The 18,757-nt window shown below is 45.5% G+C and carries 13 protein-coding genes; 6 read left to right on the forward strand and 7 right to left on the reverse strand.

Annotation, left to right across the window (positions count from 1 at the left end; all coding sequences use genetic code 11):
• Positions 1-107 precede the first annotated feature (107 nt).
• Entirely contained in the window at positions 108-1,109 is a 1,002-nt protein-coding gene (locus FKN08_RS10750; RefSeq protein WP_005396112.1) for a sugar-binding transcriptional regulator, read from the reverse strand.
• A gap of 466 nt (positions 1,110-1,575) precedes the next feature.
• On the opposite strand from FKN08_RS10750, the gene tal reads away from it, so the two are divergent.
• Positions 1,576-2,526 (forward strand): transaldolase, encoded by a 951-nt coding sequence (tal, locus tag FKN08_RS10755; protein WP_005396118.1) that lies wholly within the window; start codon positions 1,576-1,578, stop codon positions 2,524-2,526.
• Between the two features lie 123 nt (positions 2,527-2,649).
• Positions 2,650-4,641 (forward strand): transketolase, encoded by a 1,992-nt coding sequence (tkt, locus tag FKN08_RS10760; RefSeq protein WP_170892099.1) that lies wholly within the window; start codon positions 2,650-2,652, stop codon positions 4,639-4,641.
• Positions 4,642-4,782: 141 nt separating this feature from the next.
• Here tkt and FKN08_RS10765 read toward each other — a convergent pair whose 3' ends face one another.
• The 3 genes from FKN08_RS10765 to aroG form a co-directional block, all read right to left on the reverse strand.
• Entirely contained in the window at positions 4,783-6,345 is a 1,563-nt protein-coding gene (locus tag FKN08_RS10765) for a PAS domain-containing methyl-accepting chemotaxis protein (protein ID WP_170892100.1), read from the reverse strand.
• A 211-nt stretch (positions 6,346-6,556) separates the two neighbouring features.
• Positions 6,557-7,729, reverse strand: a complete 1,173-nt coding sequence (locus tag FKN08_RS10770; protein WP_046875894.1) for an MFS transporter — start codon at positions 7,727-7,729, stop codon at positions 6,557-6,559.
• Between the two features lie 141 nt (positions 7,730-7,870).
• Complete coding sequence (gene aroG / locus FKN08_RS10775; protein ID WP_005396134.1) at positions 7,871-8,923, reverse strand: 3-deoxy-7-phosphoheptulonate synthase AroG; 1,053 nt, start codon at positions 8,921-8,923, stop codon at positions 7,871-7,873.
• 461 nt (positions 8,924-9,384) lie between these two features.
• Here aroG and FKN08_RS10780 point away from each other — a divergent pair, with 461 nt between their 5' ends.
• A complete protein-coding gene (locus FKN08_RS10780) occupies positions 9,385-10,377 on the forward strand; it encodes an OmpA family protein (protein WP_170892101.1) in 993 nt (330 codons plus the stop codon).
• Positions 10,378-10,464: 87 nt separating this feature from the next.
• Here FKN08_RS10780 and FKN08_RS10785 read toward each other — a convergent pair whose 3' ends face one another.
• The gene (locus FKN08_RS10785; protein WP_031780520.1) at positions 10,465-11,067 is read right to left on the reverse strand and encodes a beta-phosphoglucomutase family hydrolase; all 603 of its coding nucleotides are present in this window, start codon (positions 11,065-11,067) and stop codon (positions 10,465-10,467) included.
• A 76-nt stretch (positions 11,068-11,143) separates the two neighbouring features.
• Between FKN08_RS10785 and arfB the strand changes: the two genes are divergently transcribed.
• Together arfB and FKN08_RS10795 are read left to right on the forward strand one after the other, a co-directional pair.
• Positions 11,144-11,557, forward strand: coding sequence for an alternative ribosome rescue aminoacyl-tRNA hydrolase ArfB (gene arfB, locus FKN08_RS10790; protein WP_005396137.1), 414 nt, complete (start codon positions 11,144-11,146; stop codon positions 11,555-11,557).
• Between the two features lie 101 nt (positions 11,558-11,658).
• Positions 11,659-13,428 (forward strand): methyl-accepting chemotaxis protein, encoded by a 1,770-nt coding sequence (locus tag FKN08_RS10795; protein ID WP_074190491.1) that lies wholly within the window; start codon positions 11,659-11,661, stop codon positions 13,426-13,428.
• A gap of 91 nt (positions 13,429-13,519) precedes the next feature.
• Here the strand turns inward: FKN08_RS10795 and vmeZ are convergent, their stop codons facing one another.
• Positions 13,520-16,672 carry a multidrug efflux RND transporter permease subunit VmeZ gene (gene vmeZ, locus FKN08_RS10800; RefSeq protein ID WP_170892102.1) on the reverse strand — a complete coding sequence of 1,051 codons (3,153 nt, stop codon included), beginning with the start codon at positions 16,670-16,672 and terminating at the stop codon, positions 13,520-13,522.
• Between the two features lie 8 nt (positions 16,673-16,680).
• Positions 16,681-17,808 (reverse strand): multidrug efflux RND transporter periplasmic adaptor subunit VmeY, encoded by a 1,128-nt coding sequence (gene vmeY, locus FKN08_RS10805; RefSeq protein ID WP_005396140.1) that lies wholly within the window; start codon positions 17,806-17,808, stop codon positions 16,681-16,683.
• Between the two features lie 417 nt (positions 17,809-18,225).
• Here vmeY and FKN08_RS10810 point away from each other — a divergent pair, with 417 nt between their 5' ends.
• Entirely contained in the window at positions 18,226-18,690 is a 465-nt protein-coding gene (locus tag FKN08_RS10810) for a cytidine/deoxycytidylate deaminase family protein (protein WP_005373515.1), read from the forward strand.
• Positions 18,691-18,757 lie beyond the last annotated feature (67 nt).

An 18,757-nucleotide genomic window follows, 5' to 3' on the forward strand; every position in this document is an offset into this window, starting at 1 on the left:
AATTTAAAGCTACTCCTAGAGAATATTTTTAACTTGAAAACGAAATCAGGCTGCGAGTCATTTATAACTCCTCGCAGCCTGATTACATAAATTGCATATTATTTGTGCTAACTCTCAGATGCCGCGTTGCCGTGCATTTGCTCATCTAAGTTGAGTACCGTTAATGCGTTGCTGACGCTCGTGGCGATCACGTCTATCGCTCCGGTTCTTAATGCTCCAAGTAAGGCGAGCGGCTTACTGTTCTCCGCTGCAATCGCGATGACTTCCGATATTGGGCGAAACTCTTCAATACCAAGGCCAATCACTCGGTCACTCATTACGGTGTTGGCAACATTACCGTGAATATCAAAGAAATCATAACCTGCAAAGTCCCCGACCACGCCTTGTTGAAGTCTCGATTGAACGACCTCATCAGGCGTAAACCAACCTAAGTCCACCATGTAGCTGTTTTCGCTCATGTCACCAATACCGACCAAAGCGACATCAGCTTTACGTGCTAGGTCGAGCGTTTGTTTCACGGTTGCATTTTGCATGAAAGCCAACTTCTGTTCTCTGTTCTCTGCATAAGCCGGCGCATAGAGAGTTTCGGACGTTCCACCGTACTTTTTCGCTAACTGACGACAAATGTGGTCGGCGTTATACATACCACCACGTGGGTGAATACCGCCGATACCACATACAAATTTACAGTCACGCGGCGTAATAACACCAATATGGTGAGCGACAGAAGATACGTTACGCCCTTGTCCAACGGTCACCACCATGCCGTTTTTAAGCGTGCTGGTGAGATAATTGGACACCAATCCCGACACCTGTAGTCGCTGTGCCTCTTCATTTGGCTGATCAAGAGCGACAAGCGCACGCTTAACGCCGAATCGCTCGATCAAACGTTGCTCAATCTTGGCGCTAAACACCGGGTGGTATTTAACGGTGATTTCAACGATGCCTTCATCACGCGCCTGCTTGAGCATTCGCCCGACCTTTGCGCGTGATATGGCAAATTTTCTCGATATCTCTTCCTGAGTCGCACCGTCTTGATAATACGCGACGGAAATCTCTGTCAACAAATCCGTGTTTTCAATGGAAATATCTTGATTAGAACTGCTCATGGTTTCTCTCGCCCTTTAAGAGGATCGATATTGTATGCAATAAGTGAGCATATGCTCATTGACTTAGCATATGTTCTTTATCAATTTAAACGCTACATTTGCTCATCGCAATAACATTTTCTCACTACAATTTTTTACCCTCACGTACAACGCTCAACCTTTGAACAATAAGGGCAAACGTTTATTTGGGTTAACCACTAAACACACAGTAAAAAAACGTTGATGAAGTTCACTATAAGTCGATTTCAGCGATTGACTTTCAGCATAGATAGGATAAATATGGACACATCATTTACTCAGCTATCGATCAAATGTTCATTGCATTTGTTCGGTAACGAAATTTTCCGTAGTTGGCTGAGCAGATGTCTCATTAAATGCGATGAGACGATTAGCTAACTCGCTTGCAAATGCACAAGCTGTGATAACAAAAATCACGCTTAAGCCCATTTAAATAGGATGATCGATTATGAGCAACAAGTTAGAGCAACTTCGTAAACTAACGACTGTAGTAGCAGACACTGGCGAAATTGATGCAATCAAAAAGTATCAACCAGAAGACGCAACAACTAACCCTTCTCTTATCCTGAAAGCCGCTCAAATCGCAGAGTACGCACCTCTAATCGATGCTTCAATCGAATATGCTAAAGCACAGAGCAACGACAAAGCTCAACAAGTTCAAGACACTTGTGACATGCTTGCAGTAAACATCGGTAAAGAAATCCTAAAAACTATTCCAGGTCGTATCTCTACAGAAGTTGACGCACGCCTATCTTACGATATGGAAGGCAGCGTAGCGAAAGCACGTCAACTAGTAAAAATGTACAACGATGCAGGCATCACTAACGACCGCATCCTTATCAAACTAGCGTCTACTTGGGAAGGTATCCGCGCAGCAGAAATCCTAGAGAAAGAAGGCATCAACTGTAACCTAACGCTTCTATTCTCATTCGCTCAAGCGCGTGCTTGTGCAGAAGCTGGCGTATTCCTAATCTCTCCATTCGTTGGCCGTATTATGGACTGGTACAAAGCGAAAGAAGGCCGTGACTTCGAAGCTTCAGAAGATCCAGGCGTACTGTCTGTAACTAAGATCTACAACTACTACAAAGAGTACGGCTACAAAACTGTCGTAATGGGCGCAAGCTTCCGTAACATCGGTGAGATCCTAGAACTAGCTGGCTGTGACCGTCTAACTATCGCTCCTGCTCTACTTGCAGAATTAGAAGCTGCAGAAGGTGAAGTGGTTGAGAAGCTAGTTGATTCTAAAGGCGCAGCTGAGCGTCCTGCACCAATGACTCATTCTGAGTTCCTATGGGAACACAACCAAGACCCAATGGCGGTTGAGAAACTGGCTGAAGGCATCCGCAACTTCGCCGTTGACCAAGGTAAACTAGAAGCGATGATCGAAGCTAAGCTTTAATTGCTTACCAAAAGCGAGTAGCCCGTCTACTCGCTTTTACCATCAGCGCTTATTCAAGATTTTCTATTTGAACTTGTTTCGACGAGTTCCCTCTATTCAAACCCTTATCGAGAAGTAATCACTATGGATCGTAAATATCTAGCAAATGCAATTCGTGCGCTAAGCATGGATGGTGTTCAACAAGCTAACTCTGGTCACCCAGGTGCACCTATGGGCATGGCTGATATCGCTGAAGTTCTTTGGCGCTCTCACCTAAACCACAACCCATCAAACCCTGAGTGGGCAGACCGCGACCGTTTCGTACTGTCTAACGGCCACGGCTCAATGCTAATTTACTCTCTACTGCACTTGAGCGGTTACGAGCTATCTATCGATGATCTGAAAAACTTCCGTCAGCTTCACTCTAAGACTCCTGGTCACCCAGAGTACGGCTACGCGCCTGGTATCGAGACCACAACGGGTCCTCTAGGTCAAGGCATCACTAACGCGGTTGGTATGGCTCTAGCTGAGAAAGCGTTAGCAGCGCAATTCAACCAAGAAGGCCACGACATCGTTGACCACTTCACTTACGTGTTCATGGGTGACGGCTGTCTGATGGAAGGTATCTCGCACGAGGCATGTTCTCTAGCTGGTACACTAGGTCTAGGCAAACTGATCGCATTCTGGGATGACAACGGCATCTCTATCGACGGTCACGTTGAAGGTTGGTTCTCTGACGACACGCCTAAGCGTTTTGAAGCGTACGGCTGGCACGTAATCCCAGCAGTAGACGGTCACGATTCTGAAGCGATCAACGCAGCAATCGAAGCGGCGAAAGCGGATCCTCGCCCTACACTTATCTGTACTAAGACAATCATCGGTTTTGGTTCACCAAACAAGTCTGGTTCACACGATTGTCACGGTGCGCCACTAGGTGCAGAAGAAATCGCAGCAACACGCAAAGAACTAGGTTGGGAGCACGGTCCTTTTGAAATTCCGCAAGAAGTCTACGCAGAATGGTCAGCGAAAGAAACAGGCGCAGCTAAGGAAGCAGCGTGGAACGAGAAATTTGCAGCTTATGAAGCAGCGTACCCTGAGCTGGCAGCTGAATTTAAACGCCGCGTAAACGGTGAGCTTCCTGCACAGTGGGAAGAGAAAGCAAGCCAAATCATTGCTGATCTTCAAGCTAACCCAGCAAACATTGCATCACGTAAAGCGTCTCAAAATGCTCTAGAAGCATTTGGTGCTCTACTACCAGAGTTCATGGGTGGCTCTGCTGACCTAGCACCTTCTAACCTAACCATGTGGTCTGGTTCTAAGTCTCTAGAGGCAAGCGACTTCTCTGGTAACTACATCCACTACGGCGTACGTGAATTCGGTATGACAGCGATCATGAACGGTATCGCGCTACACGGTGGTTTCGTTCCTTACGGCGCAACATTCCTAATGTTCATGGAGTACGCACGTAACGCAATGCGTATGGCTGCGCTGATGAAAATTCAGAACATCCAAGTGTACACGCATGACTCTATCGGTCTTGGCGAAGATGGCCCAACTCACCAACCGGTTGAGCAAATGGCATCGCTACGTCTAACGCCAAACATGAGCACATGGCGTCCGTGTGACCAAGTTGAGTCTGCAGTGGCTTGGAAGCTAGCGATTGAACGTAAAGATGCACCAACTGCGCTTATCTTCTCACGTCAAAACCTAGCGCAACAAGAGCGCACAGCTGAACAAGTTGCTGACATCGCAAAAGGCGGTTACATCCTGAAAGATTGCGAAGGCAAGCCAGAGCTAATCCTTATCGCAACAGGTTCTGAAGTTGAACTAGCAGTAGAAGCAGCAGCACAGCTAACTGCTGAAGGTAAGAAAGTACGCGTTGTTTCAATGCCATCAACAGATGCATTCGACAAGCAAGACGCCGCTTACCGTGAAGCCGTTCTACCATCAGACGTAACAGCTCGTATCGCTATCGAAGCAGGTATTGCTGACTTCTGGTACAAGTACGTAGGCTTCGACGGTCGCATCATCGGTATGACTTCATTCGGTGAATCTGCACCTGCTGGTGAACTGTTCAAAATGTTCGGTTTCACTACTGAAAACGTAGTAAATACAGCAAAAGAACTACTAGCGTAATTGCAGTAAAAAGATAATCAGTTTTCTCTATTGCGAATGTGAAAACTGAAAAGCCCCGCCAGCAATGGCGGGGCTTTCTTTTATCTGGCCCCTATTTGTGTAAACACAGCCAGAAAGTGAACACAACGACTTTCGTTACGGCTATTTGTCTTCAAATCGAAGCGCGAGCTGATAGAAATCTTGTACTTGCTCTTTCAACTGACGGCTGTTTTGCTCTACGGAGTGCGTTGCTGCCAAGTTTTGCTCTGCCGTAGAAGCAATAGAGTGAATATGCTGATTTACATCGCTGGATAGCTTCAGCTGGTTATTTGCCGCTTCCGCCACATCGACCATCAACCCACTCATGCTTTGCATCATCTGTTCAACCTCAGACAAACGAAGCGCGCTTTGCTCTGCAACCTGAGAACATGTATCCGTTTGCTCTTTGTTTGCCAGAATGTCTTTTTGCCAACTTTGTATCGTCGCCAACATAGCAGAGATAGACGCTTGGATTTGTTCAGTTGCATTGGATGTGCGACCAGAGAGCGCGCGCACCTCATCGGCAACAACAGCAAAACCACGACCTTGCTCACCCGCCCTCGCCGCTTCAATTGCCGCGTTAAGTGCCAGTAAATTGGTTTGTTCTGCGATCCCACCAATCTCTTCCATCAAATGATTCACTTTCTGCGCCTGATCACTCAGTTGATACGTCGTTTCCGTCGCTTTTTCTGCTTGAAGGCTCAACTGCGTTAGATTGGTGTGCGTTTGATCGATGGTTTCCTTCGCCATCAAGCATGACTTCAATGTGTCATCAATTAGCATATGGGCATCATTGGTGCTAGAAGAGACTGAATTCGCCGAAGACTCCACCTCTTGAGTCGCATCACGTACGCGATGAATATCGGTGTTTTGCTGATTTAATGCAGCCGAAACTTCTGCTGTGGTTTGACTGAGTTCTTCGGCGCAATGCTGCAACGGCAGTGCGGAGTCTGTCATTCTTCCCAACACGGTTCGAATTCTTGCGGACAGCATTTTGATATGGAAATCGGCAATCGAAAATGCTGTATTGCCGGAATAGATCAAGCGACTCACGCTGTCGTATTGCTTTTGTAACTTTTTCAGTTGTTTAGGCGTATCAATTAATTCTTGGCGGAATAACAACGCTAGAGCACTCGCAGGTAGTGCACTTGCAAGCCAAGCCAATGGACCTTCAATAGACAATGCATATGCGGCTGCAGGTGCGGTCAATGCGCCAAGTAGAATCGCATAGCGAATGGTTTCATTGAGTTTCAACGACCAAGTACGACCTGACTTCTCGGCGGCGCGCATACTCTTGTAGGCTTTCGTGGCTATATCAACCCACTCTCGCTTTGGCTTCACGCGCACAGATTGATAACCAACAACGTGGTTATTTTCATAAATAGGGGTGACATAGGCATCAACCCAATAGTAACCGCCCGACTTAGTGGCATTCTTAACCATGCCGCGCCAGGCTTTGCCTTGCTTAAGACGTGCCCACATATCGCCGAAAGCGGCTTTAGGCATGTCATTGTGGCGAACGATATTGTGGTTCTGGCCGACGAGTTCTTCGTGAGTGTACTCAGCAACACGGCAAAAGGCTTCGTTACAATACGTAATAACACCTTGTAGGTTAGTTGTTGAGACGAGTTCCTCAGACTCCCTCACGAGAGTTTCTTGAGCTTTATGAGAAATATTGACTGACATAGACGAAACTTCTGTAGTTTTTATTGATTTTCGGCAAGATATATACAGGATTTTTATTTTTATTACAAAAAGTTAGACAAAAAGTCTTATCAATTCGACATTTTTAGTGTGGGAATTCACATTATCAATAAAAATATAAAGAAGAAGTTGTGGAGTTGAGCTAATAAACAAAACCCGACACGTTATGCCGGGCTATGTATAGAAGATCTAATCAAGCAGTTTGGGATTCCGTTTCTTTGTTCGTTTTCAAAGCAAACATCACGATGACGAGTAACACAAAAGGAAGAACGTACAAATTAAGGTTTTGCCAACCTACGGTGGATTCAAGCCAGCCAGATAGTAATGCAGTGATAGTGACACAACTGAACACGAAGAATTCATTAAACGCTTGAGCCTTGCTCCTGTTTTTCGCTTCATAGCTTTGACTAAATAACCCAGTTGCCGCGATAAACATAAAGTTCCAACCAACGCCTAACAGAACTAAAGCAAGACTAAAGTGCCAAATGGACACTCCGTGTATGTTAATTCCAATACAAGCAACAAATAGCAATCCACCGGCTAAAATCATATTCTTCGCGCCAAACCGCTCTATCAAGCGTCCCGTGACAAACGCCGGTGCAAACATGCCCAGCACATGCCATTCGATCACTCCTGCCGCTTTGTCAAAATCAAAGCCACAACCAATCATCGCCAGAGGCGTTGCTGTCATTAAAATGTTCATCACCGCATACGCAACCATTGCGGCGATAACCGCTAGCATGAAATTAGGTCGACGGATAATATGCCCCACTTTATCCGCTTTAGTATGTAGAACTTGCGTGTGTGCTGGTGGAAAACGAATCGTTTGCAGCACGATCAACGCAGTTATATAAAGTCCAATAAGCACGGCAAAAGCACTAATGTACAAACCATCATCTGACCATTGCTGTGAATACACCGCCAAATTAGGGCCAAGTATCGCCGCTAGTACCCCTCCCGCCATAGATATCGAAATCGCCCTGTGTCTTGCCGACTCTTCACACACTTCAATAGCAGCAAATCTGTATAGCGTTCCGAAGCCAATACCAACACCGAGCAAAAAGGTAGAAACACAGAACAGATAGAAGTTCTGTTGACTTAACGCATACGTCGCTAGGCTGGCACCCAAAATGCCAATAACATTACCGAGACTAAACCCAAGGCGACGTCCCAACTTGCCCATAATTAGTGACGCAGGGATCGTCGCAGCCATCAGTCCTAAAAATTGCAGCGCAACGGGCAACGTAATAAAGCTTGATGACGGCGCAAGTGTTTTGCCAATAAGGGCAATAACAGATATGAGTAAAATATTCCCTGTCATTAATAGGGCTTGGCAAAGGGATAATAACCATACATTACGATTCAATTCCAAATTCCTTTTGGTTACAGCGCATACAGATAACATATAGGAAAGCAGAAACAATAGAAAGAGATGCGAGTAATTCTCAATAAAAAAGAGCCAGAAGCACAATGCCTCTGGCTCTTTAAAAAGTTCTTTCTGTTGAGCTTATTTGTTACGGCGCGCTTTTACTGCATCTGAAAGCTGACGAAGTACGGTTTCCGTATCTTCCCAACCGATACATGCATCGGTAATCGACTGACCATAAGTGGCCGCTTTACCATCCACTAAGTCTTGGCGACCTTCAACTAAATGAGACTCAATCATCACACCAAAAATTGCTTCTTCGCCACCAGCTATTTGCTCTGATACGTCATCAGACACCAACATTTGACGTTTAAACTGCTTCGAGCTGTTAGCGTGGCTAAAATCAATCATCACTTTTTTCGGTAGCCCTGCACCATCTAACTCATCTTTAATTTGAGCAACATGCGCTGCACTGTAGTTTGGCTCTTTACCACCACGGAGAATGATATGGCAATCAGGATTGCCAGCGGTTTCTACGATCGCAGAATGTCCGTATTTTGTTACTGATAAGAAGTGGTGAGAAGCACTTGCAGAACGAATCGCATCGCTCGCGATCTTAATGTTCCCGTCTGTACCATTTTTAAACCCAACAGGACAAGAAAGACCAGAAGCAAGCTCACGGTGAACCTGAGATTCTGTCGTACGAGCACCGATAGCACCCCAACTGATCAGATCCGCCACGTACTGAGGCGTAATCATATCTAGGAACTCACTCGCGGTTGGCAAGCCCATATCGGTAAGATCAAGAAGAAGCTTACGTCCAATACGCAGACCATCATTCAGCTTGTAGGTATCATTCAGGTAAGGGTCGTTGATCAGACCTTTCCATCCTACCGTTGTACGCGGTTTCTCAAAATAAACTCGCATCACAACTTCTAGTTGTTCACCAAGTTCATCACGTAATACTTTTAGCTTTTTACCATATTCAACCGCAGCAGCAGGATCGTGAATGGAACACGGGCCAACAATTACAAGTAATCGGTCATCTTTTCCTTCAAGAATATTGTGAATGGCATTACGGCAATCAAAAGTGGTCGAAGAAGCGGTTTCAGTCGCTGGGAACTTCTCTAATACTGCTACAGGTGGCAATAACTCTTTTACTCTATTTATTCTTACATCATCAGTTTGAAACATTACTTCTACTTCCTGGTTTTTATTTCCGACCCAATTTTTTGCCAACTGAACTCATTGCAACATTGTTCACAAAGCGAGCAGCATCAAGGGCTCTGGTCATTTTCTGTCTAGCGTTTAAGTAACTTATCGGCTTAGGCGTAGACTTGCAATCAGTTTTTGCAAATAAATGCAAATAAAAATCACCTGTTAACTACCGCGCACAATGTAAAATAAACTTTACGAAAAAAAGTTCAAAATAATCATCAATTTTCTTATGACCCCAAAAATCTTTACTACAATGTAAGAAATATCAGAAGTTTGTGAGGTGTTATTGGTTATTAAATGTTGATCAAGTTCAAAGATATTGTTGCTTGATATGAAATGATTAGAATATTAAACTAATTTCTTATAAACGCTGGTTTTTTCTAATTTTTTGATAAAACGAAGTAGAAGTTAATATGCAATCAATACAAGGAAACATTATGAACAAAGTAGCAATTGCAGTAGCAGCAGTGGTAGCTGGTAGTAGCGCGCTTTTAAACTCTGCTCAGGCTGAAATGTATATCGGGGGCAAAGTAGGCATGACTACACTTGACGATGCTTGCTATCTAAATAGCCCTTGTGATGATGAAGCTTTTGGTGCTGGACTACATATCGGTTATGACTTCACCGATATCATCGGGCTAGAGTATGGTGTCGACTTCTTAGGCGATTACAAAGCTAACTTTAAGTCAGGGGCTAATATAGTTAATACGATCGACGGCAATTTAACGGCTTTAACTCTCGCACCTAAATTTAACTGGCACTTGAACGAATCTTGGAACTTATTCGCTAAGATCGGTGGTGCTTACATGATGTCTGATGACGAAAAAGATTTCGTTCCAACTGGCTCGCTAGGTGCTGAATACACTATCGACAGAAACTGGAGCGTACGCGCAGAATATCAACGCTATCAAGACCTATCTGATGACGTATGGGACGACATGGACGCTAACTTCTTCGGTATCGGCTTTAACTACAAATTTGCGGCTGCGCCAGTGGTTGCGGCAGTTGTAACAGAAGAAGTGGTTGAGCCAGATCCAGAACCAGTGATGATGAGCAAAGTGCACAAAGAAGAGTACGGTACAGGTACGTTTGAATTCGACAGTGCTAAGCTAACAGAGTCTGTTTCGGAGCGTCTAGACAACTTCGTATCATTCTTGAACGAATACCCTCAAGCTCAAGTAGAGATCACTGGCTACACGGATAGCTCTGGTCCTGCGACTTACAACCAAAAACTGTCTGAGCGTCGTGCTCAATCTGTTGCGGATTACCTAACTGCTGCAGGCATTGACTCAGATCGTTTAACTGTGAAAGGCATGGGTGAAGAAAACCCAGTTGCTGACAATAGCACTCGTGAAGGTCGTGAGAAAAACCGTCGCGTAGAGGTTGTGGTTCCTTCGTTTGAATACCAAGAGCTAGTTCAACCTGAATAAACATCTATGATACTTTATCTATGATGTTGTAAAAGTTAATGGGGTGCGTTTGCACCCCATTTTGATCTCGCTTTATCGCTCTTTTTACTATGGTTTTGGAAAAAAGATTAACTCGTTATCTTGCACCATAACACAATCCATACCCGCTGCATGCGCCGCTCGTTTACCTAGCTCGGTATCCTCGAATACAAGACATTGTGACGCTTCCAACCCAAGATGCTCGGCCGCCACCAAAAAGGTATCCGGAAAAGGCTTATGGTTCTCTACATCACTTGCTGTTACCACAACATCCAACTTGTCCAATAAACCGGAGTGGCTCAACAGGCGCATGGCACTTTCTCGTTGACTGCCAGTTCCGACCGCTATTTTCTTGTGGCCTAAATATTCTTCTAACACGATATTAGTGCACGGAATAACGTCCCCGTGCAGCTCCATAGCAGCGAACGTTTCCATTTTAAATGTAGCGACGGTTTTAGGATCTAATGAAAGCTCATGCACACGGTTTAGCTCCTCAACAATTTTAAAGCTCGGCATGCCCCCTAAACTGTGAAACCACTCCTGACAAAACGGAAAATCAAAGCGATCTGCGGTTGCTTGCCAAGCAGCCAAATGGGCTGGCATGGTATCTATTAAAGTACCATCCATATCAAATATGAATCCCTCATAGGGCCTAAAATCAATCGTGCTCATGTCTTTTCTTCTATTTGTACATCTGTGATGTTAATTTATCAGCTCTTTCAATCGTCCTTACCGGCATTTACTTATCATGCTCAAAATTTCGAACTCCGTCACAATTCAAGAGTGGGAAATTCAATTATCCCCAATTAGAGCTCAAGGAAATGGTGGCCAGAACGTTAACAAGGTAGCGTCCGCTATACATTTACGCTTTGATATCCGACATTCCAGCTTACCTGACTTCTACAAAGAACGATTACTTGCTCTTTCTGACAGTCGTATAACTAAAGATGGCGTGATCATCATCAAAGCGCAACAATTTCGCACGCAAGAACAAAATAAGGAAGACGCCCTGAATCGGCTTCAAGCTTTAATTAAAGCTGCCGCCTTACAGGAGAAGAAGCGTATTAAAACGAAACCAACCCGCGCTTCTCAACGCCGAAGACTTGATACCAAGAACAAGCATGGAGCGAAAAAGCAGCAACGTAAGAAAGTGCTGTATTAATGCATGTCGTTTTCTCGACATGTTAGTTGAACAACGTTTGCTAGCCCTTGGGAAATCTCATTGGATTTCTCTTTTTAGTTACTTATTCAGGAAACAACAATATGACTATTAGGCAAAAACTCTACTTCCTCGGAGTTATCGCCATTTTAGGCATCGTGGCCCTTTTGGGTACGTCATCCCATTTCGCCAATAAGAGCAATGAACTTAACCACGCCATCAAACTCGTTGGCGATCTAGAAATACGTTTACTCAACTTACGCAGAAACGAGAAAGATTTCTTACTGCGTAGTAATGACAAATACCTAAACAAATTTGATGCGAATGTTGATAAGTTTCTAAATACAGAAAAAGAGCTTGCGAGCATACTCACGAGCAATGAATTACCTTCCAGTCAACGATTCAAACAAGACCTCCTTGCATACCAAAAGGGCTTTCAGAATCTGGTCAGTGCTTACCAACGCTACGGACTTGATGCAAAGAGTGGCCTTCTTTCTGGTTACGAGCAAGCACTGTTAGAAGCCAAGCAACGCTCCGACCACCAGCAATTGCTGGCGTTGGTTCGTTTTGACTCTGCAGTCAAATCAGGTCAATTCAATAGTGATTTGCTTGTTGGGCTATATGCTCCGGAGCTCATCAAAACAGGTAAGCTAGTAGCGGCACAAAAACAAGTTGTAGGGGTCGCTTACGACCAAGGCCTACTTGGTGAAACTCGCGCATTATCTCATGCTGTAGAAGAGCAATTTGAAACCTTTTCGACAGCCCTTAGCTCTGCTGCTGCAAAGCGTGATGAACAAATGTCGACCATCAAGCAAGTGATTACTGCCCTGATCTTAGGTGTTATTTTCGCATTGATTTGGCAGATCTCTCGCTCAATCAATACACGAGTAAATAGCTTGCTTGGCACCATTCGAAGCATTAGCGAAACAAACAACATGGGACTGCGCTCTGACTTGAAAGGCAAAGATGAGCTATTTGATATCAGCCACCACCTCAATGATCTGTTGGATAAGCTTGAGCAGTTAATTAGTGGCACCCAAGAAAAATCGGCGCAGTTAACGGCCAGTACCGATAATATGCATCGTGAGCTAGAAGGGGTTATGGAGCAGTTCCATACTCAAACTGACCACACTGCATCGATGGCTACTGCGGTTCAGCAAATGGTGGCAACGATAGGTGAAATATCGGAAAGCACGTCGGTTGCGGTAGAGGGTGTACATCAAGCCGCGAATAACGCCGAACAAGGCCGAAGTGTTGTTGAAACCACTGTAACCAACATTGGTCAATTGACCAGTATTTTATCGAACAGTCAGCAGTCGATTGGCTCGTTGAACCAACATGTAGATAAAATTGGTGGTGCGGTGAACATCATCCAAGAAATTGCGGAACAAACTAACTTACTGGCTCTCAATGCAGCAATTGAAGCCGCGCGAGCAGGCGAGCAAGGTCGTGGCTTCGCCGTTGTTGCCGATGAAGTACGTGCCCTAGCTAGCCGAACTCATCAATCTACCGAGGAAATCACGCGAGTTGTTGTTGATATTCAAGCTCAAATGTCGACGGTCGTGGCGGATATTGATCAATGTAACGATCAAGGACAACAAACGCTTAATGCCTCTGAAAAACTGGATTCTAGCCTGCAACAGATCATCACTGACATGCATGCAATTCAGGGCAATTCGGAGCGCATTGCTTCAGCGATTGAAGAGCAAGGTATCGTGATGAACCAAGTTAGTGGCTCAATCACCGAGCTTAACGCGATATCTGAAAACAACATGCAATCTGCTCAGGAATGCTTGCACGAAGTGAACTCTGTTTCTGCTCAAGCTCATGATATGGACGAAGCCGTTGCACAATTTAAAACCGCGCTAAAATAACCTTCCTTAAAAATAAAAAGCCCGAGGCGATCATTGCTTCGGGCTTTTTTTCGACTTTAACTTCGTGCTCTACTGTGCACAGCGGGTGTGATTACTCATCATCAAGAGGAACCAGCTTGGTGTTGCCGCCATGAACTTTCTCACGCTGCCTTTGCACCAGAGCGTAGAAGCCTGGGATCAAGAATGTACCTGCTAGAAGCACACACAATAGACCACCAATCAGCGACACGCCGAGCGAGTTTTGGCTCACGTGCCCTGCACCTGCGGCGAAGATCAGCGGGAAGATACCCAGGATAAACGACCAAGATGTCATATTCACAGCGCGGAAACGTAACGTGCCTCCTTTAACCGCTGCACTATCGATATCAGCATCTTTTTCTTCACGTTCTTGCTTGGCGAACTCCACAATCAAAATTGCGTTTTTCGCCGCCAAGGCTATGAGCAAGACAAGGCCAATTTGCGCATACAAGTTAAGCGGTGTCCCAGTCAGATTCAACGCCAAGAAGGAGCCTAATGTTGCTACTGGCACCACCAAAATGATGGCTAATGGAATACTCCAGCTCTCATATTGTGCCACCATGAACAAGTAAATGAAGATCAAAGCCAGTGCAAACGCATAAATGGCTTGGTTACCCGCAAGTACTTCCTGGTAGGCCATACCTGTCCATTCATACGTGTATCCCTGCGGGAGAACTTCAGCAGCAACGCGTTCCATTGCAGCAATCGCATCACCACTAGAGTAACCCGGAGCTGGTTGGCCTTGAATGATAGCACTACGGTACATGTTGTAACGCCATGCTACATCAGGCTCGAACACTTGCTCGTAGCTCACTAGCGTACTTAGCGGAACCATATCGCCGTTCGAAGAACGAACATGGAAACGCTCTAGATCTTCCATGCTGCTACGGTGCTGGCTATCAGCTTGCATGGTTACGCGGAAGTTCTTACCAAACATGGTGAAGTCATTCACATAAAGCGAACCTAAGTTGCCTTGCAAGGTTTGGAAAATAGACGACAGTGAAATACCCAACTGCTGTGCTTTCTCACGGTCGATATCAACGTAGTAGTGCGGGACATTCGCGCGGAACGTACTAAACGTGTAGGCAATTTCAGGGGCTTGGTTGGCCGCTTGGATCATTTCTCCCATGACCATCGACAAATCGGTACGGCTTCGCCCTAGCGTATCTTCAAGCACAAACTCAAAACCAGACGCAGCGCCCATACCAGGAACCGCCGGAGGTCCCATCGCAAACACAACCGCTTGAGGCAACTCTGTCGCCGCTCGGCCATTAATACGCGCCGCGATGGCATTGGCAGAGTGTTCCCCTTGCAACGAGTTACGAGTATCCCAGTCATGCAGTTTGATAAACACAGATGCACCGTTTGATGCTGCTGCGCCTGTCATAAACGAGTAACCGTTCGCAACCGTCACGCCATCCACACCAGGCTCTTCACCAATCATGTTCATTAAATCATTGGTGACTTCTTCAGTACGAGATAAAGAAGCTGAATCTGGTAGCTGAACGTTAACCAGCAAAATGCCTTTATCTTCTTGAGGAACAAACGCTGTTGAGGTGGTTTTCGCAAAGAAAGTGACCGCCGCGATAGCGACTATAAAGAACGTCACGAGCAGCAAAGATTTCTTCACCAAGAAACCAGCGACCTGACCATAACGCGTTGTGATACGCTCTAAGCCTCGGTTGAAAGCCTGGAACCAGTTAGCCGTGTTGCCCCCACCCTGCTTCAATACCAAAGAACAAAGTGCTGGAGACAGCGTCAATGCGTTAATGGATGAGATCACAACCGAAATACAGATGGTCAAAGCGAACTGGCGATACATGATACCAGTGATACCCGGCAGCATCGCGACTGGTATGAATACCGCAAGTAAAACCAAGGTCGACGTGATGATTGGGCCCGTTACTTCTTTCATCGCTAGCAATGTCGCTTTACGCGGTGAAATGGTTGGGTCTTTCGCCATGGTGGTATCGACGTTTTCGATAACCAGAATCGCATCGTCCACCACGATACCAATCGCAAGGATCAAGCCAAACAAAGTGACCGTATTGATGGTGAAGCCCGTCGCCTGCATGATGGCAAACGTACCAATCAGAGAAACGGGGATCGCAACAACAGGAATCAAAGTTGCGCGCGCACTCCCCAAAAACAAGTAAGTTACAGCAATCACCAATAGAATCGCTTCAATCAGTGTTTTTACTACCCCTTTGATCGATTCAGATACGAACACGGTTGTATCGTAGCTGGTCTCATACGCCATGCCCTCAGGGAAGTTTTTACTCAAGTCCTCAAGCAGCTCCATGACGGCCTGACCACTTTCTAACGCGTTCGCATCTGATTGAAGAGACAATGCAACAATTGACGCGTCCTGACCACGGAATTTACCGTTACCATCGTAGAACTTTTTGCCTAGTTCGACACGAGCGACATCTTTCAGATAAACCGTGGAACCATTTGAATTAGCTCGAAGGACAACGTTCTCAAACTCGCTCACGCTTTCCAAGCGACCTTTGGTCACAAGGTTAAACTGAACTTCTTGAGGATTGTTGTATGGTGCTGCACCAACACGCCCTGCCGCAACTTGAACGTTTTGTTCAGCCAAAGCGGCGTATACGTCTGACGTGGTTAGCTTAAGGTTGGCCATTTTTTCCGGATCTAACCAAACACGCATTGCGTATTCGCCACCACCAATCACGTTAACTTCACTGATGCCTTTCGCACGAGCGAGCTGATCTTTTACATTCAAGTTAATGTAGTTAATCAAGAACTGATCATCGTATTTGCCATCAGGTGAATAGAAGTTAAGTACCATCAGCAAGTCAGGTGAACGCTTTTTCACCGTCACACCAACCATGCGCACTTCTTGAGGCAGTTTTGACTCGATCTGTGACACACGGTTTTGCACGTTTACTTGCGCCATGTCTGGATCGGTCCCGACATCGAACGTGACGTTTAGGCTGTATGAGCCATCGTTCGCGCTCTTTGAAGACATGTAGATCATGTCCTCAACGCCATTGACCGAGGTCTCTATGGGGTCCGCAATGGCCTGCTCGACAACTTCCGCACTCGCACCGGTGTAGTATGCCGAAACGCTGACTGATGGCGGACTTATCTGTGGGTACTCCGCCACTGGCAAAATCGCCAGTGAGATCGCGCCTGCTAGCGTTAATATGATCGAAATAACCAGCGCGAATTTAGGTCTCTGAATAAAGAAACGACTTAACATAGTGCCCCCTACTGCTTATCTTCAGCAGGTGTTTGAATGCGCACTTCTACACCATTACGCACACGCTGTAGGCCCTGTGTAATAACCGTATCTTCCTGTTCGAGGCCTTCTCGAATGATAATGCCTTGTTCAACCTGAGGTCCAAGCTCGACGTTACGACGCTCTGCCACACTTCCCTCAGCCATCACCATCACAAAGTCACCTTCTAAGTCAGTCTGTACGGCACGTCGTGGGATAACAATAACGTCTTTTGTGTTCTTATCTCTCAAGTTCACTTTGATGTGCTGACCCGGAAGTAACTTCTGCTCTGGGTTTGGCACTAGCGCACGCATTGCAATCGTACCAGTTTTGGTATCAATACGATTACCTAAGAAATCGAGCTTACCGAGATGCTCAAAAAACTGACCATTTTCCAGCTCAAGCTGAACTTCAACTCTGTTTGATTCTGCTGAGCCGTCGCCTTTGACTTGATCCATACCCATGGCTAAACGCTCGCGCTCACTCACACTAAATGAAGTATGCACTGGGTCTAAGCTCACCAATGTCGTCAGCACGCCAGATGAAGGGGAAACAAGATCACCGGTACTCACTTTGGTATCGCTAATACGACCGCTGAACGGAGCTCGGATTTGAGTATAAGAAAGGTTAACTTCAGCAAGCTTAAGCTGAGCGTTTGCTGCTTCTAGCTCGGCTTTCGCACCAAGAAGTGCCGCAGTTAAGGCGTCAAACTCAGATTGAGAGATACTACCGCGAGGCAACAAGTTTTTACCTCGGGTGTGGTCTAGTTCCGCTTTTTTTAGCGCGGCTTTTGCTTGTGCAAGTGCCGCTTTAGCGCTCGCGACTTGTGCTTCAAAAGAAGATGGCTCGATAGAATAAAGAAGCTGCCCTTTTTCTACCATTTGCCCCTCTTCAAAGTGACGAGCTTTTAAATAGCCAGAAATCTGCGCGGTAATATTGGTATCTTCTACTGCTTCAATGCGACCGATATAAGACTTGCTCGGTTGGTAGTCGATAACCGTGACATCCTGAGTCACTACGAGAGGCGCTTGGCCTTCCCTTTGGGCATTATTAGCTTCCCCGCATCCAGCGAGGATTGCTGTAGCCGCCATTAGTGCGACAAGTGGTTTCTTTTGCATGTATTTACCGTCTTTATAGAACAGGATATTGTTGAATTCCCATCAACCTTACTCCTTGCTGCAACTGAAAACTTCACTCAAAAGCCCCCAAAATGTTTCTAAATGTAAACATGAGAAACAAAAAGAAAATAAAGTAATTTAGTTAACAGTGATATTTAACGAACAATACACAAGCAGCTCAATCATAACTATTTGATATACACTCTCAGGCATCGTGCATTTAGAGGCGCCAGGAAACACTAAGTGAGATATCGTATAAAGACGGAAAGTGAGATTCGGTGCTCAAGATAAGAACGTTTTATGGTTAAAAAGACAAAAAATGACGCCTTCATACTCAAGACCCCGATTTTGACTATTTTTTTAATATAAATGGGTTATCATTCAATTAATTCAACGCCTTCGACAGAGAGGATGACTATGATTTCTAAATGGGCAAAACGCTTTTACCAGATGGCAGAACTAGTGGCGTCATGGAGTAAGGACCCATCAACACAAGTCGGTGCAGTTATCACTAAACAGAATCGCATTGTATCTGTTGGATTTAATGGCTACCCGCACGGTGTTTCTGACAGTGTCGATACCGATGAACGCGAGTTGAAATACCTTAAAACACTACACGCGGAAGAGAACGCAATTTTGTTCTCAAAACGTGATTTAGACGGATGTGATATTTGGGTGACTCATTTTCCATGCCCTAACTGCGCGGCAAAGATCATTCAAACAGGGATCTCTCACGTGCACTGCCCTGAGCAATCTGAAGACTTTCTATCTCGCTGGGGAGATAAAATCCAAGTCAGCCAAGACATGTTCGATCAAGCGGGTGTGAAAGTCGACTGGCTACCACTAGAAGACATTGAAATTGAAGACAAAGACGTACGTTAATGTTTCGTTTTTGAATTTAAAAATAGCCCAGATGACTCTGGGCTATTTTTCCCCATTCAATCGACAA

The sequence above is a fragment of the Vibrio sp. 1-2 (7-a) genome, from assembly GCF_013048515.1.
Classification (GTDB): Bacteria; Pseudomonadota; Gammaproteobacteria; order Enterobacterales; family Vibrionaceae; genus Vibrio; species Vibrio diabolicus.

Coding starts and splice junctions, on each gene's coding strand:
- FKN08_RS10810 (WP_005373515.1), top strand. CDS start 18,226: ATGATTTCTAAATGGGCAAAACGCTTTTACCAGATGGCAGAACTAGTG.
- FKN08_RS10780 (WP_170892101.1), top strand. CDS start 9,385: ATGAACAAAGTAGCAATTGCAGTAGCAGCAGTGGTAGCTGGTAGTAGC.
- FKN08_RS10795 (WP_074190491.1), top strand. CDS start 11,659: ATGACTATTAGGCAAAAACTCTACTTCCTCGGAGTTATCGCCATTTTA.
- tal (WP_005396118.1), top strand. CDS start 1,576: ATGAGCAACAAGTTAGAGCAACTTCGTAAACTAACGACTGTAGTAGCA.
- FKN08_RS10765 (WP_170892100.1), bottom strand. CDS start 6,345: ATGTCAGTCAATATTTCTCATAAAGCTCAAGAAACTCTCGTGAGGGAG.
- aroG (WP_005396134.1), bottom strand. CDS start 8,923: ATGTTTCAAACTGATGATGTAAGAATAAATAGAGTAAAAGAGTTATTG.
- vmeZ (WP_170892102.1), bottom strand. CDS start 16,672: ATGTTAAGTCGTTTCTTTATTCAGAGACCTAAATTCGCGCTGGTTATT.
- FKN08_RS10785 (WP_031780520.1), bottom strand. CDS start 11,067: ATGAGCACGATTGATTTTAGGCCCTATGAGGGATTCATATTTGATATG.
- arfB (WP_005396137.1), top strand. CDS start 11,144: ATGCTCAAAATTTCGAACTCCGTCACAATTCAAGAGTGGGAAATTCAA.
- vmeY (WP_005396140.1), bottom strand. CDS start 17,808: ATGCAAAAGAAACCACTTGTCGCACTAATGGCGGCTACAGCAATCCTC.
- FKN08_RS10750 (WP_005396112.1), bottom strand. CDS start 1,109: ATGAGCAGTTCTAATCAAGATATTTCCATTGAAAACACGGATTTGTTG.
- tkt (WP_170892099.1), top strand. CDS start 2,650: ATGGATCGTAAATATCTAGCAAATGCAATTCGTGCGCTAAGCATGGAT.